Source organism: Nocardiopsis dassonvillei subsp. dassonvillei DSM 43111 (genome assembly GCF_000092985.1).
GTDB lineage: Bacteria > Actinomycetota > Actinomycetes > Streptosporangiales > Streptosporangiaceae > Nocardiopsis > Nocardiopsis dassonvillei.
This window is the reverse complement of sequence record NC_014210.1, coordinates 4,978,666-5,002,654: the sequence shown is the minus strand read 5'-3', so window position 1 is coordinate 5,002,654 and position 23,989 is coordinate 4,978,666. Positions and strand designations below refer to the sequence as shown.

Sequence of the window (23,989 nt, the reverse complement as noted above, 5' to 3'; positions counted from 1 at the left end):
CAGGACCGCGCCGCAGGCGTCCGTCGAGGGTGGTGGCGGGCGACGGGTGGGACGAAGCGGAGCGGAGGTCCAAAAACACTGCCTAGCGCGGCTCCACCCGCTCCTGCCGCCCCGTTTCCTCCCCCGGCTCCGGGTCCAGCTCGGCCACGGCGGTCACCCGGTGCACGGCGAACCGGTGCACCGCCGCCCGGGTCGCGTCGTAGGCGGTCAGGAAGCCCCCGTCCACACCCGACGGCTCCACGATCCGGCTCACCTGTCGGCCGTCGGTGTCGGTGTAGCCGATCCACACCCTCCGACCGTCCCTGGCGGCTCCCGCGAGCACCTCCAGCACCGCCGCCGACCGCGATCCCGGCGGGCCGTTCTCGGGCAGCGGGACCGGTGTGCGCGCCGCCGTGGCGGCCTCGTCCCCGGCCCGCACGGCGCGCACGGCCTCGGCCGCCAGCGCGCGCGACACCGCCGATCCGTCCATCGCGGGGGGCGGTGCGTCCGCCGCGTCGGCCCGGCGAACCTCGGGACGGCTCAGCCGCATCGACCCGTCCCCGCCCTCGGGCACCGGGTGGTACCCCAGCTGCCGCAGCCGCTCCACCAGCGCGGCGCGGGTCAACCGGCTCGCCACCACGGTCGGCGCCAGCCTCAGCAGTCCCAGGTCGTCGGCCCGCCGGTCGCTGACCAGCTCCTCCAGCAGCGCGGGCTCGTCGCAGCGCAGGTAGCTCGACGCCGAACCGGCCCGCAACCGCCCGTGCCGCCGGCCCACGTCCGACACCAGGTACCGCAGGGCCTGGGGGAGCGGGGTGCGCGAGTGGCGTTCGAGCAGGGCGGTGATGTCGGCGACGCCCCGCCCGGCGTCCAGCGCCCGACGCACCGACCCCTCCGTGAACCGGTACACCGTGGCCCCGCCGGTGGACTCCACGTCGGCGACCAGGGCCAGCTCACGGGCCAGTTCGGCCACCAGCGGGCCCGGCGCGACGGCCGTCAGGTCGCCCTGCACCAGCACGTAGTCCAGCGGCTTGGGCAGCTCTTCGCCCAGGACACGAGCGGCCGCGTCCTCGTCGCCGTCCAGCAGCGGCCGGACGTGGTCGGCCAGCGCGCCGCGCCCGGTCAGGCCGAGCGCGGCCGCCTCGGCCGCCGCCGCCCGCACCAGCTCGGCGTAGACCGGCGACTGGCGGCGCGGGCGCCGCCAGGACAGGCGCGCCGACAGCGAGTCCGGCAGCGGGGCCAGACCCGGTTCCGCGGTGCCCAGCTCCGTGAGCAGGTCGCGGCGGGCCTGCGGCGCGGCCGGACGGACCAGGCCCGGACCGAGCGCGTTGCGCATCCGTCCGCCCGAGTCGCGCGACCCGCTCAGCGACGCCACGCGGTCCGACTCCAGCCAGGCGGAGGCCAGCCGCAGCCACCGGTGCGCGGGCGCGCGCTCCCGCCACAGGTCGTACTCGCGGGTGGGCAGCCACTCGCCCTCGACCCGGTCGTCGGCGCCCAGCAGCCCGGCGGCGTACGCGACCTCCACGAACAGCGCGGCGGTGGCCTCGTCGGTGTCCATCGTCTGGGCGGCGCGGCGCAGGTCGCGTACGCCCAGGCCGCCGTTGCGCAGCACCGCGGCCGGGTCCTCGGACCAGTGCTCCAGGAGCTCCTCGACGGCCCGCAGCACCGTGAAGGCCTGCCCGGCGGCCGCCCGCGCCACGGCTTCGGCGGGGTGCGCGGTCCCCTCGAAGGGCGGCGGCGCGGTGGTGACCTCGCGGAACAGCCGGCCCGAACGCAGGTGCAGCCCCACCTCGCGCGGCAGGGTGAGGGTGTCGTCGCCGCTCGGCAGCAGGAGGGCGCGGGCGATCAGCTCCTCGACCGGGGAGGCGGCGGTGTCCAGGGTGACCTCGCGGCGGGCGTCGGAGACGGTCCCGTGCGGCGGCCCCCACGCCATGCTGTCCAGCAGCCGCCGGGCCTGGTCGCCGACCGGTCCGGGCGGGGCGGACAGCACGGCGGCGACCGCCTCGACGGGGGTGTCCCCGCCGCCCGGCGCGAGGTCGTCGGCGAGCCTCATGAGGGCGGCGTGCGGCACGCGGCGAGCAGCACGCGCGCGGGCGGGCCGAGCTGGGCGGGCTGGGGGAGCAGGTCGCGCAGCACCTGGACGGGGCGCAGCCGCCCCCGGTCGGGCCAGACCAGGGCCAGGCGCAGCAGGGTGTCCAGGGCCTCGCCGACCGGCCCGCCCACCGTGCCGTGCGCCGGTGCGCCGGTCCGCGCGTCGGACGCCCCCGCGGCCGGTCCGCCGACCGCGGCGCCGCCCGGGGGGCCGCCCGGGGGGCCCGCCGTTGCGTCCGCCCGGTCGGCCGCGCGGCCGACCACCGGTCCGAGCGCGTCGGCCAGTTCGGCGGCGGACACCCCCACCGGCTCGGACAACCGGTCGTCACCGAGCGCGACCACCGACTCCAGCACCTGGAGCGTGAACCGGTCCAGCCGCTCCAGGACCCGCAGAACGGTGTTGCGGGTGGCGGCCCGTGAGGCGAGCGCGCCGATGTCGGCGGGGACGGGCCGGGCCAGGTCCGGGCGGGCCCGCAGCAGGGCGACGAGTGCGTCGTCCGACCGGCCGCGCAGCCAGGAGGTGAACGTGGGGGGACGGCCCGACGCGGGGGCCGTGCGGTTCCCCGTGCCCGGTCCGCGCCCGTCGGGCGGTGCGTTGTCGCTCATCGGTTCAACGCTAAGCGATCGGGGCCCCGGTGTTCGCGTCCGTCCCCTGTGGCTTCCGCGACTGCCTCCGGCACACCGTCGTGGACCGTATCCGAAGGAAAATCGGTGACCGAAACTGGGAAGTAGGGCTTAAAAGCCAGGTCATCCTGAGCCAATATGGGGGCATGAACCAGCGCTCGGAACAACTGGTACTGGATTATCTGTCCGAGGTCGGCCTGGAGCTGCACGGTCGCATGACCGCGCAGGAACGCACCGCCTACCTCGCCGGAGTGCGCTCGCGCATCGACGCGCGCCGCGCCGCCGCGGGACACGACGTGGACACCGTCCGGGGGATCCTCAGGGGTCTGGGCACGCCCCGGGACCTGGTGGAACGCGACCTCGACGGCCGCGACCTCGACGTCGAGGACGACGAGCTGATCCCCTCCAGGCCGCGCCACGCCGACCGGCCGCCGCCGCCCTGGCGGGGCGGCCCCGACCGCGGGATCAGGTCCCTGCTGGAGGGGCCCCGCCAGACGGAGATGCGCGTCCGGGGCCGCCGCGCGGACCGCGGCGACCGGCCCGGACGGGGTGACCGGCCCGACCGAGGCGGCCCGGTGGCGGTGCTGCGCCGCCACCCGCCCGAGGCCGCGGCCCTGCTCCTGCTGCTGCTGGCCGTGCCCTGGTGGTGGGACCTGGCCTTCCTGTGGGTCCTGGGGGCGGCCCTGATCCTGCTCAGCCAGGTGTGGCCCGCCCGCGACAAGTGGATCGGCGTGGGCCTGCCCCTGCTCTCCTGCGCGCTCGGCATGGCCCTGTGGAGCGGCGAGGCCGAGTTCGTCGACGAGTACGTCCAGGAGTCCCTGACCGCCACCGGGGTCATCGGCCTCGGCGCGGCCTCCCTGGTGTGCGCGGTCTACCTCTACGCCCGGCTCCCGCGCCCGGCGCCGTACGCGCGGGACGCGGCACCGCGCTGAGGGCGTGCGCGCGGCCGTGCGCCGTGGCGGGGCACGTGCGGTGTCCTCCCAGTTCAACGGCCTGGTCCCGCTGGTCATTGCTTGGCAAACGCTGGGGAATAACCTTTTCCGGTCGGCCCGTTACCGCGCGTCCGAACACACGGATTCGGGTAGTCATGTCGGTACACCGCCTCTTTCGCTTCAGGCGGTCGCGTCAGTACCGGCGCCCCGGCCTCCAGCCCGGTCGCCACAGCAGCCGAGGCGGCCCACGTCTCCGCCGAGTCCCGTCCCACACTCCGCACCCAGCGGTGCGGGGCCGCAGTCGGCGCCGCGAGGCCCGGATGATCCGCATCCGGGCCTCCTCGCCGTGTCCGGGCCCGTGGCTCCTCCGGAAGGCCCCGCCCGGCCGGACGCGAGCGGGGACCGGCGGCCGTTTATGCCCTCGCGCCGGTGAGTCCCCGGGCACTACTTTGGAGGCACCCGTGGAAAAACCAGGGGTGTCCCGGCGACGCGCGGGCCGCGCGGACTCCACCGCGCCCGCCCGCGGCCCGTTCCCGGCACACCCGCCAGTGAAAGCGTGAGGTCCCCAGGTGCCCACCGGCAAGGTCAAGTGGTACGACGGCGACAAGGGTTTCGGTTTCCTCACCCGCGACGACGGCGGTGAGGTCTTCGTGCACTCCTCCTCGCTCCCTCCGGGCACCACGTCGCTGCGGCCCGGCCAGAAGGTCGACTTCGGCGTGGCCGAGGGCCGCAAGGGCGCCCAGGCGCTCCAGGTCAGGCTCCTGGAGGACCAGCACTCGGTCGCCCGGGCGCGGCGCAAGAAGCCGGACGAGATGGTGGTGATCACCGAGGACCTCATCAAGCTCCTGGAGGGCCTGTCCAACGGCTACCGCCGGGGACGCCACCCCGAACGGCGCGAGGCGTCCAGGATCGCCTCCGTGCTGCGCGTGGTCGCCGACGACCTGGAGGCCTGAGCGGTCCGCGCGCCCCCGGGCGGTCACGGGTCCGAGACCGCGTCCGGAGGATGTATCGGGCGAACCTTGACCCTCGTTATGGTCAAATCGGTGCTCGCGATCAGTGAGAATGGGGGCGTGAGCCCTACTCGACGTTCTCCTGTACCGGACAAGGCATGTATCGAGGCGGTGGAGCTGGCTCGCTCGGTGGCCGCCGAGGTCGGGCGACCCGAGTGGGTGGGTGAGCACCTCGCCCCCCAGGTCGAGGACACCCGCCTGGTCACTCACCTCTTCACCTGCCTGGACCCCGCCTACCCGGGGTGGAACTACGCCGTCACCGTGGTCCGCGCCTCGCGCGCCAAACAGGTCACGGTGAACGAGGTCGTTCTGCTGCCCGGCGAAGGCGCCCTCGCCCCGCCCGAGTGGGTGCCCTGGAAGGAGCGCCTGCGCCCCGGCGACCTCGGCGTGGGCGACCTGCTGCCCGCCGAGGAGGACGACGAACGGCTCGTCCCCGGCTACGCCCAGGTGCCCGACAGCGAGCTGGACGCCGAGGGCGAGGACCGGCAGGCGATCTGGGAGCTGGGCCTGGGCCGACGCCAGGTGCTCTCGGAGTTCGGACGCGAGCAGGCCGCCGAGCGCTGGTACAACGGCGAGGGCGGCCCGCGCAGCCCGATCGCGGCAGCCGCGCCCGCACGCTGCCTCACCTGCGGGTTCATGACCCCGCTCGCCGGTGAGCTGCGCCAGATGTTCGGTGTGTGCACCAACGAGTACGCCCCCGACGACGGCCGCGTGGTCTCGATGGACCACGGCTGCGGCGCCCACTCCGAGGTGCGCCGCCCCGAGTCGCGCAACGATCCGGTCAAGCCTGTCGTGGACGAGATGGGCTACGACCACATCGTCTTCGACGACACGGCCGAGCTGGAACTGGTCTCCTCGGATTCCTGACGTCGGCGTACGCCGGTGCCGTCCGAGGCCGACGCCGAGCCCCGGTGCCGTCTGGAGCCGCCGCGTCCCGGAGCCGTCCGGACGCGCCTCCCGCTGACGCTGTGCCGCCGCGCCGCACGGTCCGGCCCCAGCCCTCCGCTCCGGTGGGCTAGGGTCGGTTTACCGCATCCGATCCCGCCCCGGGTGCACCGTGCCGGGCGTGCCCGCAGCGCAGGAGGAAACCGCCATGGCCGAGCCGCTGACCGCTTCGGTGGCCGATCCCTACAACACCGCCGAGCTGCGCCGACGCGTTCTCGCCGCGTGGGCCGACGCCCCCGCGCGCTTCCGTGAGGACGCCAACGCGGAGGAGGACTTCGCACTCGGCGGCTACCGCGACCGGGTCGTGGTCGAACTGGCCCAGAACGCCGCCGACGCCGCCCGCCGCGCGGGTGTCCCGGGCCGGCTGCGTCTGGCGCTGACCGGCCACCGGCTGACCGCCGCCAACACCGGCGCACCCCTGACCGCCGAGGGCGTGGAGTCGCTGGCCACGCTGAGGGCCTCCACCAAGCGCGGCGAGCAGGGCTCGGCCGGACGCTTCGGCGTGGGCTTCTCCGCGGTGGCGGCGCTCAGCGACGACGTCACCGTCGACTCCGGCGGCTCGGCCGTCCGCTTCAGCGCCGAGGCCGCCCGCGCCGCGGTCACGGACCTGCTGGGCGACGACGGCGCCCACAGCGGCCTCGCGCAGGAGGTGGAGAGCCGTTCCGGGCACGTGCCCATGCTGCGGCTGCCCTTCCCCGCCGAGGCCGTCAACCGTGTGACCTCCGAGGCCCCTGAGGCAGGAGAGGGCGCCGAGGGCTACGACACCGTCGTCACCCTCCTGCTGCGCGACGACCGCGCGCGCGACCGGGTGCGCGAACTCCTGGACCGGACCGGAGAGGCGCTCCTGCTCGCCCTGCCCGGCCTGGTCGAGGTGCGCGTGGACGTCGAGGGCGCCGAACGCGTCCTCACCCGCGAGGAGGCCGCCGGAACGGCCGACCTGGTCACCGCGCACCTGGACGGCGACGGCACCCGGACCACCCTCTGGCGGACCCTCGAACGCTCGGGCTCCTTCGACCCCGCCCTGCTCGCCGACCGGCCCACCGAGGAACGGGACCGCACGTCGTGGTCGCTGACGTGGGCGGTCCCCGTGGACGAGGACGGTGCGGTCGCCGCCCTGCCCGCCGACGTCGAGTCCGTGGTCCACGCGCCCACGCCCACCGACACCGAGCTCGACCTGCCCGCCGTCCTCATCGGCACCTTCCCGCTGGGCAGCGACCGGCGCGCGGTCCAGCCCGGGGCCGCCACCGACCTGCTGCTCATGGAGGCCGCGGAGGCCTACTGCGCCCTGCTGCGGCGCTTCGACCCCCGGGCGTCGCTCGACCTGGTGCCCGGAACCCGTGTGGGCGGCGGCGCCGTCGACGCCGTCTTCCGCGCCCGGGTGGCCGAGCCCCTCCAGGACACGCCGTTCCTGGTGACGGCGGCCGGTGCGCCCGTCGCCCCGCGCGACGCCGTGCTCCTCGACACCGGGGGGCCGGGCGGGACCGACGGCCCCGCCGCCGACCTCGTCCGCGTCCTGTCCGAACTCGTTCCCCCGCTGCTGCCCGGGAGCTGGAGTCCGCGCCACCCGGCGCTGGCCGCCCTGCGCGTCCACCGCCTCGGCCTGGCCGACGTCGCCGACCTGCTCGCCGACACCGACCGGCCCCCGCACTGGTGGGCCGCGCTCTACGCCGCCCTGGACCGGGCGGGCAGGGGCGGCGCCGACCTGGACGAACTCGGCGCCCTGCCCGTCCCGCTGGCCGACGGCAGGCTCGTGCGCGGTCCCCGTTCGCTGCTGGTGCCCTCGCAGGACTGGTCGGCGGACGGCGCGCGCGGTGAAGACCGGGACGGCTGGGAGGACCGGGGAGAGCGGGACGACCGGGACGACCGAGGGGAAGGGGACGACCGGCGCGAGCGCGGGCCCCTGGACGCCCTGGCCGCCCTGGGCGTGCGCGTCGTGCACCCCGAGGCCGTGCACCCCCTCCTCAACCGCCTGGGCGCGGTGGAGGCCAGCGCCGCGACCGTTCTGCGCGACGGGCGCACCGAGGCCGCCGTCCGCGCCTCCCTGGACGCCGACGACCCCGAACCCGTGGCCGAGGCCGTGCTCGGTCTGGTGTCCGCCTCGGGGATCAGCGCCGCCGACGTGCCCTGGCTCTCCGAGCTGGCCCTGCGCGACGACGAGGACGGCTACTCGGTCGCCGCCGAGCTCCTCGTGCCCGGCGCGCCCCTGGCCGACCTCCTCGTGGACGACGCCCCCTTCGGCACCGTGCACCCGGACCTGGTGGAACGGCACGGGACCGGGGTCCTGCGCGCCGTCGGCGCGCTGTGGGAGCTGACCGCGGTCCGCGCCGAGGAGGTCGCGCTGGGCGAGGACCTGGCCTCGGTCTTCGACGGCGCGGCGGGCGAGGAGGGCCCGGACGGCCTGGAGGACTGGGCCGACGAGGTCCTCGAACGCGTGGGCGACCCGGAGCTGCCGCCGGTCGTCCCCGAGCTGGTGTGCGTCGCCGACCTGGACTACGTGGCCGACGAGCAGTGGCCCCGCGCCCTGGCCATGCTCGCCGAGGGGCCGCTGCGGGAGGCGGTGACCGCCCCCGCCCGCGTGCTGCTGCCCGACGGCCGCGTGACGGACGTGCCCTCCTACACCGCCTGGTGGCTGCGCACGCGGGCCCTGCTGGGCGGGAGCGCGCCCGCGGGGCTGCGGCTCGGAGACGCGGACCCCGCCCTGGTGGGCCTGTACGACGAGGTGAGCGCCGACGTCGATCCGGAGTTCGCCCGCGCGCTGGGCGTGCGCACCACCCTGGAGGACGTGCTGGCGGACCCGGACGGCGCGGACGACCTGCTCGCCCGGCTGGCCGACCCCCAGCGGCACGTGGACCGCGCGTCGCTGCGCAGGGTGTGGGCCGCCCTGGCCGGGGTGGACGCCGACCTGGTCACCCCGCCGTCCCGCGTGCGGGCGGTGCGGGGCGGGTCGATCGTGGTGGCCGACGCCGAGGACGCGGTCGTGGTGGACTCCCCGGACCTGCTGCCGCTGCTGGAGGAGCAGGAGCGGGCCCTGGTGCTCGCCCCGGCCGAGACGGCCGAGGCCGTGGCGGACGTGCTCGACCTGGACCTGGCCAGCGAGGCCGTGACGGGAAGGGTCGGGTCCGCGGGGCAGATGCGCCAGGTCCCGGACGAGGCGGACCTCTTCCTCGACCCGGCGGGGGAGCCCGACCGCACCTACCTGCACCACCAGACGCTCACGGTGGACGGGGTGGAGGTGGAGTGGTACGTCGCGGACGGCTCGGCGCACGCCTCGACCACTGACGGGCTGGCCCGGGCGCTGTGCTGGCGCGCGGGGCAGTGGTCCAGGAGGCACGTGCTGGCCGACGCGCTGCGGGAACCGGGGGCGGTGGCGCGGCTGCTGGCCGAGGCCGACCTGGACGACTGAGGCCGTCTCCGGCGCCCACGGGAGCGCCCGGGGGCCGACCGGCCTTCCGGGCCCGGCCCGACGACGAGGGACGCGGCCCCGGTACCGGGGCCGCGGAGCCCGTCCGCCGCACCCGCCGCGTGCGGCGGACGCAGGTCAGGCCGAAGCGACCGCCAGGTCCGCGTCCCCGTCCCGGGCCTGCTCCCAGGCGAGCACCTCCACCTCGTCGCCCACGGCCAGCGTTCCGGTGCGGGTGACGGCGAACTTGGCGCCGAAGGCCACCCCGCCCTCGGCCCGGCGGTAGTCCGCCAGGGTGCGCAGCGGCTCGGGCCCCGCCTTGACGCCCCGGGCCTGGTCGACGGTCGTGGCCACGCAGCGGACGCACACCTTGGCGAAGCCCAGCTCCGCGGTGCCCAGGCGCAGGGCGCGGACGCGGTCCTCGGTGTGCGGCTCGGCCCACCCCGACACCACGATGTTGGGCCGGAAGCGGTTCATCGGCACGGGTTCGGCGCCCCGGGCGAGGATGCGCTCGCCGAGCAGGTCGAGGGAGGCCAGCGACGCCATCAGCACCGCGGTGCTGTCCGCGAACGCGCTGGTGCCCGGGGTCAGCCCGCCCACGTGGCGGTCGTGGTCGTCGGGCACCCGCACCAGGCGGCTGGGCGCGCCGAGCGCCTCCGACAGCCACTCCGCGGCCTCACGGCCCTGGTCCACGCCGACGAACGGCTGCCGGTGCATGGTCACGTCCAGGCGCGGGCCCTCGGGGTCCACCCCGACCTCCAGGGGCGCCGACCCGCCGGTCCCCGCCCCGGGGGCCCACCCCAGGCTCAGACGCGCGCCGTCCGCGGTGATCCCCGCGCGGATGAGCGCCATGCGGGGGTCGTTGCGCTGGCTGCGGAAGCCCCCGGCGTCGTCGACCACCATGAACGTGCGATCGTGCCTGATACCGGCGGACGTCATCTCGGCGGTCCGCACGGACGTGCCCGCGCATCCCTTGACCGGGTAGTGGACGAGTTCCTCGATTCGCGCCATGGGAGAACGCTAGCGCATCGGTTCGTCAACGCCAGCTTGTACAAGCCTTCGCCTGTAAGGCCAGGTCATGCGCGCCTTCGACGTCCTCGGAGACCCCGTCCGGCGCCGCCCGCTGGGACTGCTCGACGAGGGCGAGCGCTCCTCGGGCGAGCTGACCGGGGGCGTACGGGCCGAGTTCGGCGCCTTCCGGCCCGCCGGGGCCGTCCGCCCGGGCGGCCCCGGTCAGCGGGCCACCCGGAAGAACCCCTCCGCGATGAGGGTGCGCAGCGCGTCGGGCGTGCGCTCGCGCACCAGCGCGGGGTCCTCGCCGATGAGCTCGGCGATGACGTTCAGCAGCGGGCCGACCGGCATGGTGCCGTCGCACACCCCCGCCAGGGCGGCCTCCACCGTCCCCACGCGGGCCACGCGCCGCAGGCCGTCGCGCTGGCGCAGCAGGATCTTCTCCGGGTCCGGAGCGCCGGGGCGCCCCACCCTCTCCTCCACCACGCCCGGCGCGAGCGCCACGTGCGCGGACAGCAGCGCCGCGTCGGTCAGGCGCAGCGCGGTCATCGCCCCGTCCACCACGTCGGGCAGGTAGGGGCCCACGGGCCGCTCGATCTCGTGCCGCAGCTCCTCCACGCGCACGGTCGCGTCCTGGGCGACGTCGTTGCGCAGGCAGATCCACCCGAACCCGATGCCCTTGATGCCCTCGCGCTCGAAGTAGTCGAGCCAGGCGTCGTAGCGGCGGGTGTACTCGGGGGTGCCGTGCTCGCAGGAGTCGCGCAGCCACAGCTCCACGTACTCGGCGGGGTCCTGCACGTCGCGCTGGACCACCCAGCCCGAGCACCCGGTCCCGGTCACCCAGCCGCCGACCCGGTCCTCCCAGTCGTCGCCGTCGCGGTGCACCCAGTTCGCCAGGATCTGGCACCAGCCGCCCTCGGTCAGGTGCGCCGGGGCCTGTCGCACCAGCTCGGCGCACACGGTGTCGCCGGGCAGGTCCGACTCCCGGTAGGTGTACCGGGAGGAGTCGGGGGTGATCACGAACGGCGGGTTGGACACGATCAGGTCGAAGCGCTCGCCCGCGACCGGTTCGTACAGCGAACCCTGCTCCAGGCGGGCGTCGGTGACCCCGGACAGGGCCAGGCTGATCCCGGCCAGGCGCACGGCGCGCGGGTTGAGGTCGGTGGCCACCACCTCGCGCGCCCGCGAGGCCAGGTGCAGGGCCTGCACCCCGCAGCCGGTGCCCACGTCCAGGGCGCGCTCCACCGGTCCGTCCACGATCAGCTGGGACAGGGTGGAGGAGGCGCCGCCCGCACCCACCACGTGGTCGGGAGCGGGGACCGCGCCGCTGCCGGGGCGCACCTTGGGGTCGGAGACCACGAACCCGGGCCTGCCGTCCTCCAGCTCCCAGGGGCCCAGGTGCACCAGGGCGCGCACGACGGGCCCGCTCTGCCCCTCCTCCACGGTGACCAGACCGGCCTCGGCCAGCTCGTCCACGGGCAGGATCGAACGCGCGGCGCGCGCGGGGATGGACGACCGCAGCCACCACAGGCGCAGCAGCAGTCCGAGCCGTTCGTCGCCGCCGGTGGCGCGCAGGGCGGGCACCAGCTCCTCGCGGGCCAGTGCGCGCGCGGCGGCGTCGCCGAGGCGGTCGCGGACGCCGGACACGGTGTAGTCGGCGTCGATGAGGATGCCGCGGAGTCGCTCGGCCAGACCGCGCGGAAATCTCGTCTCAGACACCCGCCCATTATCGGGCAGAACCGCGGTGCCCCGCCGGGGGGTGCCCGGCGCTGGTCAGGAGTGGTCGGCCCGGCGCTCGGCGGCGTCGGAGCGCCTGCGCAGCAGGTGGGGTATGTACAGGAACCCGAACACGCCCAGCACGATGCCGGTCACGCAGACGCCGATCCACCAGCGCTCGGACGCGGGCAGCCCGTCGCCCATCGCGATGAGGACCACGAGCGCCACCGTCCACGCCAGGGTGCCGATCGCGGCGGGCACGCGGTAGTCGCTCTCGTGGACGTCCGGGTCGGGCTGGCGAGGTTTGCGCACGGTTCCAGGCTATCCGCTCACCGCGGGGGAGGGCGCGTGCGTGCGGGGGAGGCGGTGCGCGCACCGGCGGAGGCGGGCGCGCACGCCGGACCGCCCCGCCGCGTGGGGAAGGATTCGTCACATCCGAGGAGCCGATCCTCCGGCCCTCTGGTCTTTCCTACGAAAAACCAGGGAAACGTGTGGTCGGTGTTGTGTGAACATGCAACTAATCTGACGCAGAATCCTTCTTGTCCAGTAAGTACGACCAGGTCAGGCTGACGACGTGAAAACTCCGAGTCCATCCCCCAGCGGTACCGGCAAGACGCCGTCGGGCCGCCTCGACCGCTACTTCCGCGTCTCCGAGCGCGGATCCACCTTCGGCACCGAGGTGCGGGGCGGTCTGGCGACCTTCTTCGCCATGGCCTACATCGTCGTCCTCAACCCGCTCATCATCGGTACGGCCGAGGACGTCAACGGAGAGACCCTGGGCATCCCCCAGGTGGCCGCCGTCACCGCCCTGGTCGCCGCGATCTCCTGCGTGCTCATGGGCGTGGTCAGCCGCTACCCCTTCGCGATCGCGGCGGGCATGGGACTCAACGCCGTCGTCGCCTACGGCATCGCGCCGGTCATGCCCTGGTCCGACGTCTTCCTGCTGATCATCATCGAGGGCGTGCTGCTGCTGATCCTGGTGCTCACCGGGTTCCGCACCGCGGTCTTCGCCGCCATCCCGCCCGGCCTCAAGGTCGCCATCGCCGTCGGAGTGGGCCTCTTCCTGGCCCTGGTCGGCCTGGTCAACGCCGGTTTCGTGCAGGCCGGTGAGGGCACCCCCGTCCAGCTCGGCAACGGTGGCCTCCAGGGCTGGCCGATCCTGATCTTCGTCATCGGCCTGCTGATCACCGTCGCGCTGTACGTGCGCAAGGTGCCGGGCTCGATGCTCATCGGCATCATCGTCTCCACGGCCGTCGCCCTCCTCGTGGAGTCGCTGTTCGGCGGCGGCGACAACCGCCTCGGCTGGAGCCTGACGGTCCCGACCCTGTCCACCGGCGGGGGAGTGGTGGCGGTCCCCGACTTCTCGCTCGTCGGCATGTTCGCCGACGGCGGTCTCGACGTGTTCTCCCGCTGGGCCGACATCGGCGTCGCCACCGTGGTCATGCTGATCTTCACGCTGCTGCTCGCCGACTTCTTCGACACCATGGGCACCATGGTCGGCGTCGCCCACCAGGGCGACCTGGCCGACGAGGACGGCAACATCCGGGGCTCCCGCGAGGTGCTGGCCGCCGACTCCGTCGGCACGATCCTGGGCGGCCTGGGCTCGGCCTCGGTCGCCACCATCTACGCCGAGTCCGCCGCGGGCGTCGGCGAGGGCGCCCGCACCGGTATCGCGCCGATCGTCACCGGCGTCCTGATGATGCTGGCCACCCTGTTCACTCCGCTGGTGAACCTGGTGCCCTTCGAGGCCGCCACGCCGGTGCTGGTGATCGTGGGGTTCATGATGATGGTCCAGGTCGTCAACATCGACTTCAGGGATCCGGCGCTGGGCCTGGGGTCCTTCATGGCGATCATCATGATGCCCTTCACCTACTCGATCGCCAACGGCATCGGGTTCGGCCTGCTGACCTACGCCTTCGTCAGCCTGGTCACGGGCAAGGGACGCCAGGTCCACCCGCTGCTGTGGCTGATCTCGCTGGTCTTCCTGATCCACTTCGCCGAGGCGCCGATCAACGCCCTGATCGGCTGAGGCACGGCTTTCGCGCCGTCCGGGAATTCCGGCGGCGGTGGACGGCGTTGACTCCGGTGATGAGTCAACGCCGTTTACTTATTTGCCCGCTTTGTCCACCCGGCCGGGATCGAAGCCGACCGCCGATGGCCGCATCAGTCCCTCCCCTCACGTCCGAGGGGAGGGACTGATGCGGCGTATCGCCATGTTCCGGTCCCTGGCCAACCGCAACTACCGGCTGTACGCCCTGGGCCAGCTGCTGTCCAACCCCGGCACGTGGATGCAGCGCATCGCGCAGGACTGGCTGGTCCTCCAGCTCAGCGGGGGCAGCGGTATCGCGCTCGGCATGACCACCGCCCTCCAGTTCCTGCCGCTGCTCCTCTTCGGGCTGTGGGGCGGGGCGCTGGTCGACCGGCTGGACAAGCGCAGGCTGCTGGTGTGCACCCAGGCCGCCATGGGCGTGCTCGCGGTCGGCCTCGGAATCCTGGCCACCGCGGGGGCCGCGCAGGTCTGGCACGTGTACCTGTTCGCCTTCGGGCTCGGCCTGATCACCGTGCTCGACAACCCCGGGCGGCAGGCCTTCGTCCCGGAGATGGTCGAGCGCGAGCACCTGTCCAACGCCATCGCGCTCAACAGCGCCAGCTTCCAGCTCGGCCGGGTGACCGGTCCGGCCGTCGCCGGTCTGCTCATCGCGGTCATCGGCAGCGGACCGGTCTTCCTCATCAACGGCGCGTCGTTCGGGTTCACCATCCTCGCCCTGATGATGATCCGCACCTCCGAGCTCAACCCCGCCGAGCGGGTGGCCCGGGGCAAGGGGCAGATCCGGGAGGGGCTGCGCTACATCGGCGGCAGGCGCGACCTGGTCCTGCTGCTGGTGCTGGCCGCCGCCACGCAGTTCTTCGGCGCCAACAGCCAGAACCAGATCGCGCTGATGGTCAACAACGTGTTCGAGGCCGGAGCCGACGCGTTCGGCGTGGCCGCCGCCTTCCTGGCCGTCGGCGCCCTCGCCGGCGCCCTGCTGGCCGCCCGCCGCGACCGGCCCCGGCTGCGGCTGGTGCTGATCGGGTCGCTGGCCTTCGGCGCGCTCCAGGTCGTCGCCGGGCTCATGCCCGGCTACGTGCCGTTCGTCCTGGTGCTGGTGCCCATGGGCGTGGCCTTCATGACGTACGTGACCACGCTCAACGCCACCTTCCAGCTCAGCGTGGACCCGCGGATGCGCGGACGCGTCATGAGCATGTTCCTGCTGGTGTTCATGGGCGTGGCGCCCATCGGCGCGCCCGTGGTGGGCCTGCTCGCCGACACCTTCGGCCCGGAGACGAGCCTGGTCATCGGCGGTGCGGTGACCCTCGTGGTCGTCGCGGTCATCTCCGCCCTGCTCTTCCGCGCCAAGGGCGTGCGCCCGCGCGACGTGCTCCCGGGGCGGCGCCCCTCCTCGGACGCGGAGACCGCCGAGGAGGCGACCGCCGAGGAGGAGACCGCGGAGACCGGGAGCGAGCGCGAGGAGGCCCCGGAGGCGGAGCGCGAGCGGGTGGACGCCGAGCGCCTCCCGGACGGCTCCACCCGGGTCCGCCTCGTCCCGGACGGGGACGGGACCCGACCGGACACGGTCACCCGTACCTGAGACTCCCGGTCGTGCCCCGCCGTCCTCGGGGCACGACCGGGGCGGCCGTTCCGGCCCTTCGGAGCCCGTGTCGCCGCCGAACCGGCCGCCCGCGGGCCCGGCGGGGCTCCGGCGGACTTCCCGGGGAACGGACCCGGCGCCCCGACAAACCGCAACCGCCGGGCAGAGCGCAGCTCCCGGGGAGAATGGGGGCATGAGACTGTTCGCGGCACTGGACCCGCCCCCCGACACGGCGCACGCGCTGCGCCGGGCCGTCGACCGGGGCCGCGGCCACACCCCCGGCCTGCGCTGGGCCGATCCCGGCGAGTGGCACCTCACCCTGGTCTTCCTCGGCGAGGTGGACGAGGCCCTCCTGCCCGCGCTCGGCGACGCCCTCGGCCGGGAGGCCCGCGGGCACCGGCCCTTCCGCATCACCGCCGAGGGCTGGGGAGCCTTTCCGGGCGACCTCCGCCGCGCCTCCGTGCTCTGGGCCGGACTCGGCGGCGACACCGCGTCCCTCCACGCCCTCGCCGACGGACTGCGCGCCGCCGCCGCCGAAGTCGGCGTACCCGTCGAGAACCGCCCCTACGTGCCGCACATCACGGTGGCCCGCAGCCGTCCCGCGCGCGACCTCACCGGAACCGCCGACGCCCTCGGCCCGCTGCCAGGCCACGGGTGGCCGGTCCGCGAGGCGCATCTCGTGGAGAGCAGGCCGGAGCGGGAGGACCGCTACCGAACCGTCCGGACCTGGCGGTTAGGCTGGGAGGCGGATCCCACCCGACCTCCTGAGCGGAGCACGTCATGAGCATGCTCACCAACAACCGCAAGCAGCGCTGGCTGCTGCCCGTGGTTCTGGGGGGCATCATGCTCATCGTGCTCCTGGGCGCCCTCGTCGGCTGAGCCGCCGCGCGGCGGCCCCCGACCGGCGTGCGCCAGGCCGACGACGGCGGCCCGCCCCCGCCCCGACGGTCACCGGCCGCTCTCCCCGCCGTCCCCGGGTCACGCGGAGGCGGAGGCCAGGCTCACCGCGCGCGTGATCAGGTCCGCGTTGTCGTGCGCCTCCCCGCCGTCGGGCAGCCGCATGGTGTCCTCCAGCCCCATCCGGATGTCGTAGCCCGAGGCCACCGCCGTCTCCAGGACCGGCCAGGCCGTCGCGTCGGCCCCGTGCAGCAGCCGCGGCTGGTTCGCCCCCGCCCGGTCCAGCAGGGAGCAGATCGCCTCGGCGTTGCGCCGGGCGTCCTCCACCGCGACCTGCGTGGGCTCCACCAGCACCGCCGCCGCCCTGAGCTTCGTGGCGACGAGGATGCGCGCGGCCTCCACCGTCCACACCCCGGCCTCCACCCCGATCCGGCGGTCCTCCAGCAGGTGCGCCAGGTCCACCGAGCCCGCCTCGTGCAGGTTCACGGTGACCGAGTCCGGCAGCGCCGACGAGGCCCAGCGCTGCACCAGGTCGTAGCGCCGCCACGGATCCGACTCCGCCGACAGCGACGTGGTCAGCGACACCGGCACCCGCGGTCCGTCGGCGCGCAGCCGCTCCATGAGCGGGCCCACCACCTGGGGCGCCAGCGACTCGGCCCCGGTGGGGTCGCGCGGATGCAGGTGCAGCTCGGTCGCGCCCGCCGCCACCACCGCGTGCGCGTCCGCCACCAGCTGGTCCACGGACACGGGCAGGGCGGGGTGCGCTCCGGGGCGGCGGTCCCCGTTGAGACAGGCGACGATCCTCATGGGTGCCCTCCTAACGGCGCTCCGTAAGCCCAATGTGCCCGTTACCGCACGGGTACAAGCCATCCGTGGCGTTCCCTGGCAGGATGTCGGTCATGAGAACTCCGCTCGTTCTTGCCGCCGCAGCCCTCTTCGCGACCCTCCCGGCCGCCCCGGCCCTGGCCTTCCCCGAGGACCCGAGCGACCCCGGCACCGGTGGTGTCGACTACCCCCGCGGAGGCGAGGGGCCCGAGGGCTCCGAGATCGCCTTCGAGTTCCAGGACCCGAGGATCTCCGAGTCCAGTGGAATCGCCCCCTCCCTGCTGCACGAAGGCGTGTGGTGGACCCACAACGACAGCGGCGAGCACCTGAACGAGGTGTACGCGGTCGACGAGGAGGGGCACACCCTCGCCACGGTCACGCTGAACCTGGACCGCCGTGACTGGGAGGCGATCACGGTCGCCGAGGCCCCCGACGGGACGCCGTCGGTCCTGGTGGCCGACATCGGCGACAACTTCGACGGCGGCTGGCCCGACGTCAGCGTCCACCGCTTCCCCGAACCCGGGGCGCTCGCCGACACGGCGGTCGACCCGCAGGTGTTCACCTTCACCTACGAGGACGGGGGACGCGACGCCGAGTCGCTGATGGTCGACCCCCGCGACGGCCGGATGTACGTGGTGACCAAGGAGTTCTCCGGCGGCCTGTACGCCGCGCCCGAGGAGCTCGAACCGGGGGCCGAGCACATCCTGGAGCGGATCGACTCGGCGCCCCTGTTCGCCACCGACGCCGCCTTCAGCCCTGACGGCAGCCGCTACGTGGTCCGCACCTACTGGGGGGCCACGGTCTACGACGCCACCGGGGGCGTGCCGGGCTCCTCCCTGGGCGCCTTCGACCTGCCCGAGTCCGACCAGGGCGAGGCCATCGCCTTCACCCCCGACGGCACCGCCCTCATGGCCGGGACCGAGGGACCCGGGGCGCCGGTCTGGCGGATCCCGCTGGAGGACCGCTACCTCGCCGAGGAGCCCCCGGTGCGGGAGGTCGCCGCGCGGGAGGCGCCCGCGGGGGAGGGCGGGACCGTCGAGCCCGAGACGCGGGGGGCGCTGCCCTTCATCGTGGGCGGCGGCGCGGTCGCCGCCCTGGTCATCGTCGCGATCGTCCTGCTGGCCCGACGGGGCTGACTCCCTACCCCTCGGGCTGCGGGTCCAGGAAGTGCTCGCGCGCCAGGAAGGCGTGCCGGGAGAAGTCGGTGAACACGCCGTCCACCCCGGCCTCGAAGAAGGCCTCGTACTCGGCGGCGAAGGAGCCGTAGTCGCCCGGTCCGCCTTCCGAGCGCAGCTCGGCGGGAAGGAAGTGGTTCTCGCTGCGGAACGTGTACGGGTGCACCAGGAGCCCGGCCGCGTGCGCGTTCTCCACCAGGTCGGTCGGCTCCCCGAGCACCCCGTCCTCCACGGGCACGACCAGGCTCTTGGCCGGGCCGATCGCGTGCGCGAACGTCGCCACCTCGGCCAGGCCGTCCGGCGTGGTGTGGTGCAGCCAGCGCTCCTCGGAGCCCATGAGGTAGACCAGCGGCAGCTCCGTCACGGCCAGCTTGCGCAGGCTGTCGGCCTCGAAGGACTGGAGGAACACCGGCACCAGCGGCTCGGGGCCCGTCAGCCCCGCCTCGCGCAGGGCCTGGATCAGCACCGGCTCCAGCTCCAGGCCCTGCGCCTCGTGGTAGGCGGGGTGCTTGGTCTCGGGGTAGATCCCGATCGGGCGGCCCAGCTCCTTGGTCAGCGCCAGCGCCAGCTCGATGACCTCCTCCAGGGTCGGGATCCCGTAGGTCCCGTCCATCACGGCGTTGTCCGCGCGCACGTCCCGGAGGCGCTCCACCGCGCGCAGCGTCCGGATCTCCTCCAGCGTGAAGTCCTGGGCGAAGAACCCGGTCACCTCGCGCCCGTCGACGGTGCGCGTGGTGCGCCGGTCGGCGAACTCGGGGCGCTCGGCCACGTCCGTGGTCCCGCCGATCTCCTGCTCGTGGCGGCAGACCAGCCTCCCGTCCCTGGTCGAGACCAGGTCCATCTCGATGAAGTCGCCGCCGTGCCGGGCCCCCAGCTCGTAGGAGGCCAGCGTGTGCTCGGGGCGGTGCCCCGACGCACCGCGGTGCGAGATGATCTTGATGGGGGGTTCCTTCTTGTTCCTGCGCACAGCCGAACCGTCCTGAGAAGCGAGATGCCGGGAAAAGGGGGAGGCCGACCCGACGCGGGTCGGCCTCCATTGTGCAACGCGGGGCGAACGGGTCAGGACAGCTCGGTGAGCACGTGGTCCACGCACTCGGTGAGCGCGCGCACGTCGTCCGGGTCGATCGCCGGGAACATGGCCACGCGCAGCTGGTTGCGGCCCAGCTTGCGGTAGGGCTCGGTGTCGACCACGCCGTTGGCGCGCAGGACCCGGGCCACCGCGGCGGCGTCCACGTCGTCGCTGAAGTCGATGGTGCCGACCACCTGAGAGCGCTTGGACGGGTCGGTGACGAACGGCGTCGCGACCGGCGACTTCTCCGCCCAGTCGTAGAGGACCGAGGAGGACTCGGCGGTGCGCGCCACGGTCCACTCCAGGCCGCCCTGGCCGTTCATCCACTCCAGCTGCTCGGCGAGCAGCAGCAGCGTGGCCACGGCCGGGGTGTTGTAGGTCTGGTCCTTGCGGGAGTTGTCGATCGCCGTGGGCAGCGAGAAGAACTCCGGCACGTAGCGGCCGCTCGCCGCGATCTCCTCCACGCGGGCCAGGGCCCGGGGCGACATGACGGCCAGCCACAGCCCGCCGTCGGCGGCGAAGCTCTTCTGCGGCGCGAAGTAGTAGACGTCGGTCTCGGCGATGTCGACCGGCAGGCCGCCCGCGCCGCTGGTGGCGTCCACGAGGACGAGCGCGTCCTCGTCGGCGCCCGCCACGCGCCTGATGGGCGCGGCCACACCGGTGGACGTCTCGTTGTGGGTCAGCGCGTACACGTCCACGCCGGCCTCGGCCGCGGGCTCGCTGTGGCTGCCCGGGTCGGTGCTGATGACGGTGGGCTCCTGGAGCCAGGGCGCGCCCTTGGCGACCTTCGCGAACTTGCTGGAGAACTCGCCGAAGGCGAGGTGCTGGGACTTCTCGCGCAGCAGGCCGTGCGCGGCGATGTCCCAGAAGGCGGTGGTGCCGCCGTTGCCGAGGACCACCTCGTAGCCGTCGGGGAGGGAGAACAGCTCGCTCACCCCGGAGCGGACCCGGGAGACCAGGGACTTGACCGGCTTCTGCCGGTGGGAGGTGCCCATGTAGCGGGAGCCGGAGGCGGCCAGGGCCTCGATCTGGGCGGGGCGGACTTTGGACGGGCCGCTGCCGAAACGGCCGTCGGAGGGCAGCAGGTTCGCGGGGATCTGAATCTCGTCGGTCACGACCACCAGCGTAGTGGCGGTGGAGGCGGCGGAGCCGGTCAGGGCCGCTGTTGGGGCTCCTGAAATGAAGCGGGGAAGCGGGCGCTATGTCACGTTCCCAAAGGTTCTGGCCGGTATAGGCCAGTCGCATTTCCATTCATACAGGTGCATTTTCCGCTAGGAGTGCGGTCTTATGGGAGGGGTTTCGGGGGGAACGCCAGAACACGACGCGCGATACGGAGGGGCGTCCACACGTGGCCGACAGCAGCACCGACCCCGAGACCGCCCGCGGGCGTGAGGGCAACGCCTTCCTGCGGGTCTTCGACGCCCTGCGCGTACGCCCCACAAGGGCCGACACCCGCCTCATGGGCAGGATGGAGCGGCGGGCCGCTCGCAGGCTCCCCGTCGGCAACCGCGGCGGCGCCCAGCGCGGCGACGTGGCCGAGCCCCCGCCCGTGCTCGACCTGGAACTGGAGGAGGGCGCCGACCGCGAGGCCCTGCTGCGGGTGCTCACCGAGCGCTGCGGCGACCAGCCGGTCTGGCGGCTGCCCCCGCGCCCCTCCGACGCCCCCGCGCCCGGGGCGCGGTCCCGGGCGCACGAGGCCCACGCCACCACCGAGGAGCTCTACGACCTGATGTCGGGCCTGCTGGCCGAGGCCGACGCCGTACGGCCCGCCAAGGAGCGCGGGCGCAGGCCCCCGCCCTGGCCCCGCTTCGCGCGGCTGCGCTCCCTGCTGTGGCTGCGCGTGTGCAGGCTCGGCGCCATCCGCTCCGCGGTCTCGGGGGAGGAGGTCGTCCAGGACGAGGCCGACCTCGACGCCAACGCCAAGGCGCAGATCTACGTCGTCGCCGAGCTGAGCCGGGCCAAGCTCGAACACGGCCGGGGCGCGGACCGCGGCGCCGACCGGGCGGCGGACGGCACCGGGGCCGTGCGCCGCTACCCCCACCGCCTGCGCTCGGGCCTGCGCGGCCTCTACGACCGCGCCTTCCAGCGGACCGCCGTGTTCGTCGCCCGCCTCACCGGACGCCTCGTCCGCGACCCCGGGGCCGACGGAGAACGCGGTGAGCCCGGCGGGGCCGGTGGCGGCCGCCCTCCCGAGCGCCCCGACACCACGCCCGCGCACGACGGCTGGTGGGCGACCCTGGCCCCGCGCCGCCGACGGCACGCGGTCGTCGCGGTCGTGCCCCCGCAGGAGCGGCCCGAGCGCGGGAAGGACGACGACGCCGCCGAACGCCCGCGCGGAGAGCGTCCGCCCGGCGTCCACCGGCTCGCCGTCAACGCCTTCCTCGACGACCTCGCGCACACCCACGGCGGCTCCCCGGGGCGCCGCCCGTTCTCCCCGCGCCGCGGGCGCCGCCAGCGCCCCGTGCTCCTCGTGGACCAGGACCGCCTCGACCGGGTCGGCCGCCACCGGCCCCGCCGGGCTCACCGCGTTCTCCGTCGGCCCCGGGGTCGCGGACGAGGCGTCCGGTGAGGCGTCGGCGGTTGAGCAGGTTGAGGACGTGGACGCCGCGGGCGCGGTGGTTGCGCGGGACCGACCCCCTGCTCGTCGTGCAGGTGCGCGACCGCGGCACCCGGCCGCTGGTGGACGACCGGGTGGACGTCTCCCGCTACCCCACGCTGCCCGAGGCCGAGAACGGCAGCCGCCCCGAGGAGGCGGTGTCGCGGTGGCTGCGCGAGCGCCACGCCGCCGGGGTGCTGGGCCGCTCCCGGCTGCTCACCCTGCGGATCCCGGCCGACTCCTCCGCCTGGGCGGGCAACCCCGACCCGCCCGAGCGCGCCCGGGTGCTCACCGCCGGTGCGATCACCGGGGTCGCGGCCACGGCGACCGCCGCGGCCACCGCCGTCGCCGTCCTGGCCCTGTGGGTGGTCGGCCCGGTCGTGGCCGAGCGCTTCAACCCGTGCGCGTCGGGCGGGGTCTGGACGCCCCGGGGCATCGAACGGCACGGCAAGGACTGCGTCGGGGTGACCTTCGGCGACTTCGTCTTCCACGAGCGCCTGCGCGAGGTCACCGAGCGCATCCACGAGCAGAACGAGCGGATCGACGAGGACGACGAGAACCACGTCACCATCGCCTACGTCGCCGAACTCAGCACCACCGGCGGCAGCGACCTGTCCCTGGCCGGGGTCCAGGGCGAGCTGCTGGGCCTGGCCCACCAGCAGGCCGAGCACAACGCCTCGGGCGACGCCTCCCTGCCCCGGATCAAGATCCTGATCGCCAACACCGGCGAGGGCTGGCGGTACGCGCGCGAGACCGCCGAGACGATCGTCGAACGCGCCCAGGACGAGGGCCTGGGCATGGACCGGCCGGTGGCCGCCGTCGGCTTCGGCCACAGCGTCCAGCCCAACACCGAGGCCGTCCGCGTCCTCAGCGGGGCCCGGATCCCCATGGTCGGCACCACCGCCACCTTCGACGACGTGGCCATGGAGACCTCGGGCAAGTACAGCCAGTACTTCTTCCCCGTGGCGCCCTCCAACACCCGCCTGGCCGACCAGGCCGCCCTGTGGGCCTACCGCGGCGTGCCGTGGACGGGCGAGGGGCTGGTCGAGGGGCAGGAGCCCGAGTCGCTGGGCCCCGCCCGCACCGCCGTGGCCATCGCCGACAACCAGGAGGGGGAGAGCTACGGCCCCCACCTGGCGGTGCGGTTCATGAACGCCTTCCGCGCCCTGGGCGGCCAGCCCTGGACGGACGGCGGGCAGGCCCACCCCGTCACCCTCGCCGACGGCGGCGCCGACCCCTTCCCCGGCGTGCTGCCCTACCAGGACGGCGGCCCCACCCAGGCCGACCAGCTGTCGCGGGTGTGCGCCGAGGACCCGCCCGACGTCATCTACTTCGCGGGCCGCTCCACCGACTTCATGGACTTCCACAACCAGATCCAGGAGGAGGGGATGTGCGTGGAGGCCGGGGTCGACATCCTCGGCGGGGACGACATCGCCAAGTTCGTCACCGACCACGCCGAGACGCTCGGCCACGCCTCCGGGTACCCCGTCTTCTACACCCCGCTCGCCGCCAGCGGCGCCTGGAGCCAGTACACGCGCGGCAGCGAGCGCGCCTTCTACGCCGAGGCCGACGCCCTCATCGGGGAGCTCTACAACGGCCAGGAGGAGGACGAGGAGACCGAGGAGGAGCGGGGGACCGACGCCGAGGCCGTGGCGGCCGACGGCGGCATGCCCTCGATCACCCACGCCGCCGTCGCCCACGACGCGCTCAAGGTGGTCTCACGCGCGCTGCGGGGCATCTCCCACCCCCTCCCCCAGAGCGACGGGCCCCGGGAGGCCTCGGCCGCGCCCACCGAGCGGCCCTCGCCGTTCCTGGGCACCGACGCCGGGTACGAGCAGGAGCAGCAGGCGCTCGTGGAGAACATCCAGGGCACGCACAACCTGTCCGCCGTCTCCGGCTACCTCGGCTTCGGGGAGCCCTCCGAGGGCAACTGGTACCGCGACCGCATGGTCCAGCTCGTCGTGGTCGGCCCGCTGGGCTCGGACGGCGAACGCCAGCACGTGATCGCCGCCTGCGGCCAGGTCAGCACGGGCACGGTCGACCCCGGACCGGCGTGCGCCTGACGCGCGGGTCCGGGTGGCGCGCGCGGCACC

Annotated in this window: 16 protein-coding genes and 1 pseudogene; 10 read left to right on the top strand and 7 right to left on the bottom strand. The window is 74.6% G+C overall.

Features of this window, described 5'->3' with window-relative positions; genetic code table 11:
* Positions 1-82: 82 nt before the first annotated feature.
* Positions 83-2,673, bottom strand: a pseudogene (locus NDAS_RS20690) (helicase-associated domain-containing protein).
* A gap of 164 nt (positions 2,674-2,837) precedes the next feature.
* On the opposite strand from NDAS_RS20690, the gene NDAS_RS20685 reads away from it, so the two are divergent.
* The 4 genes from NDAS_RS20685 to NDAS_RS20670 all read left to right on the top strand — a co-directional run bounded on the left by NDAS_RS20685 (position 2,838) and on the right by NDAS_RS20670 (position 8,981).
* Complete coding sequence (locus NDAS_RS20685; protein ID WP_041552895.1) at positions 2,838-3,623, top strand: hypothetical protein; 786 nt, start codon at positions 2,838-2,840, stop codon at positions 3,621-3,623.
* Positions 3,624-4,192: 569 nt separating this feature from the next.
* Entirely contained in the window at positions 4,193-4,576 is a 384-nt protein-coding gene (locus tag NDAS_RS20680) for a cold-shock protein (RefSeq protein ID WP_013155186.1), read from the top strand.
* Between the two features lie 168 nt (positions 4,577-4,744).
* On the top strand, positions 4,745-5,500 hold the full coding sequence (locus NDAS_RS20675) for a DUF3027 domain-containing protein (RefSeq protein ID WP_019607894.1): 756 nt from the start codon (positions 4,745-4,747) through the stop codon (positions 5,498-5,500).
* Between the two features lie 226 nt (positions 5,501-5,726).
* Positions 5,727-8,981: a sacsin N-terminal ATP-binding-like domain-containing protein gene (locus tag NDAS_RS20670; protein WP_013155184.1), complete on the top strand. Its 3,255-nt coding sequence runs from the start codon at positions 5,727-5,729 to the stop codon at positions 8,979-8,981.
* Positions 8,982-9,116: 135 nt separating this feature from the next.
* On the opposite strand, the gene NDAS_RS20665 is transcribed toward NDAS_RS20670, so the two are convergent.
* The 3 genes from NDAS_RS20665 to NDAS_RS20655 form a co-directional block, all read right to left on the bottom strand.
* Complete coding sequence (locus tag NDAS_RS20665; protein WP_013155183.1) at positions 9,117-9,989, bottom strand: MOSC domain-containing protein; 873 nt, start codon at positions 9,987-9,989, stop codon at positions 9,117-9,119.
* Between the two features lie 222 nt (positions 9,990-10,211).
* A complete protein-coding gene (locus tag NDAS_RS20660) occupies positions 10,212-11,708 on the bottom strand; it encodes a DUF7059 domain-containing protein (RefSeq protein WP_013155182.1) in 1,497 nt (498 codons plus the stop codon).
* A gap of 54 nt (positions 11,709-11,762) precedes the next feature.
* A complete protein-coding gene (locus NDAS_RS20655) occupies positions 11,763-12,017 on the bottom strand; it encodes a DUF2530 domain-containing protein (protein WP_013155181.1) in 255 nt (84 codons plus the stop codon).
* Positions 12,018-12,279: 262 nt separating this feature from the next.
* On the opposite strand from NDAS_RS20655, the gene NDAS_RS20650 reads away from it, so the two are divergent.
* The 3 genes from NDAS_RS20650 (at position 12,280) to thpR (ending at position 16,118) form a co-directional block, all read left to right on the top strand.
* On the top strand, positions 12,280-13,734 hold the full coding sequence (locus tag NDAS_RS20650) for an NCS2 family permease (protein WP_013155180.1): 1,455 nt from the start codon (positions 12,280-12,282) through the stop codon (positions 13,732-13,734).
* 169 nt (positions 13,735-13,903) lie between these two features.
* Positions 13,904-15,334, top strand: coding sequence for an MFS transporter (locus NDAS_RS20645; protein ID WP_013155179.1), 1,431 nt, complete (start codon positions 13,904-13,906; stop codon positions 15,332-15,334).
* Positions 15,335-15,527: 193 nt separating this feature from the next.
* Positions 15,528-16,118 (top strand): RNA 2',3'-cyclic phosphodiesterase, encoded by a 591-nt coding sequence (thpR, locus tag NDAS_RS20640; protein WP_013155178.1) that lies wholly within the window; start codon positions 15,528-15,530, stop codon positions 16,116-16,118.
* A 194-nt stretch (positions 16,119-16,312) separates the two neighbouring features.
* On the opposite strand, the gene NDAS_RS20635 is transcribed toward thpR, so the two are convergent.
* Positions 16,313-17,038, bottom strand: coding sequence for a 3-keto-5-aminohexanoate cleavage protein (locus NDAS_RS20635; protein WP_013155176.1), 726 nt, complete (start codon positions 17,036-17,038; stop codon positions 16,313-16,315).
* Positions 17,039-17,130: 92 nt separating this feature from the next.
* Here NDAS_RS20635 and NDAS_RS20630 point away from each other — a divergent pair, with 92 nt between their 5' ends.
* Positions 17,131-18,192, top strand: coding sequence for a hypothetical protein (locus NDAS_RS20630; RefSeq protein ID WP_013155175.1), 1,062 nt, complete (start codon positions 17,131-17,133; stop codon positions 18,190-18,192).
* Between the two features lie 4 nt (positions 18,193-18,196).
* Here NDAS_RS20630 and NDAS_RS20625 read toward each other — a convergent pair whose 3' ends face one another.
* A complete protein-coding gene (locus NDAS_RS20625; protein ID WP_013155174.1) occupies positions 18,197-19,198 on the bottom strand; it encodes a glycerophosphodiester phosphodiesterase family protein in 1,002 nt (333 codons plus the stop codon).
* A 92-nt stretch (positions 19,199-19,290) separates the two neighbouring features.
* Positions 19,291-20,421 (bottom strand): phosphoserine transaminase, encoded by a 1,131-nt coding sequence (serC, locus tag NDAS_RS20620; RefSeq protein ID WP_013155173.1) that lies wholly within the window; start codon positions 20,419-20,421, stop codon positions 19,291-19,293.
* A 227-nt stretch (positions 20,422-20,648) separates the two neighbouring features.
* On the opposite strand from serC, the gene NDAS_RS28985 reads away from it, so the two are divergent.
* Together NDAS_RS28985 and NDAS_RS20610 are read left to right on the top strand one after the other, a co-directional pair.
* Positions 20,649-21,869, top strand: a complete 1,221-nt coding sequence (locus NDAS_RS28985) for a hypothetical protein (protein WP_013155172.1) — start codon at positions 20,649-20,651, stop codon at positions 21,867-21,869.
* An 11-nt stretch (positions 21,870-21,880) separates the two neighbouring features.
* Positions 21,881-23,959, top strand: a complete 2,079-nt coding sequence (locus NDAS_RS20610; RefSeq protein ID WP_126625005.1) for an ABC transporter substrate-binding protein — start codon at positions 21,881-21,883, stop codon at positions 23,957-23,959.
* The last annotated feature ends 30 nt before the right edge of the window (positions 23,960-23,989 follow it).

Excerpts from the sequence above, each read along its gene's own strand:
- NDAS_RS20630 (WP_013155175.1), top strand. The coding sequence starts at position 17,131 with ATGAGAACTCCGCTCGTTCTTGCCGCCGCAGCCCTCTTCGCGACCCTC.
- NDAS_RS20665 (WP_013155183.1), bottom strand. The coding sequence starts at position 9,989 with ATGGCGCGAATCGAGGAACTCGTCCACTACCCGGTCAAGGGATGCGCG.
- NDAS_RS20670 (WP_013155184.1), top strand. The coding sequence starts at position 5,727 with ATGGCCGAGCCGCTGACCGCTTCGGTGGCCGATCCCTACAACACCGCC.
- NDAS_RS20645 (WP_013155179.1), top strand. The coding sequence starts at position 13,904 with ATGCGGCGTATCGCCATGTTCCGGTCCCTGGCCAACCGCAACTACCGG.
- NDAS_RS20635 (WP_013155176.1), bottom strand. The coding sequence starts at position 17,038 with ATGAGGATCGTCGCCTGTCTCAACGGGGACCGCCGCCCCGGAGCGCAC.
- NDAS_RS20685 (WP_041552895.1), top strand. The coding sequence starts at position 2,838 with ATGAACCAGCGCTCGGAACAACTGGTACTGGATTATCTGTCCGAGGTC.
- thpR (WP_013155178.1), top strand. The coding sequence starts at position 15,528 with ATGAGACTGTTCGCGGCACTGGACCCGCCCCCCGACACGGCGCACGCG.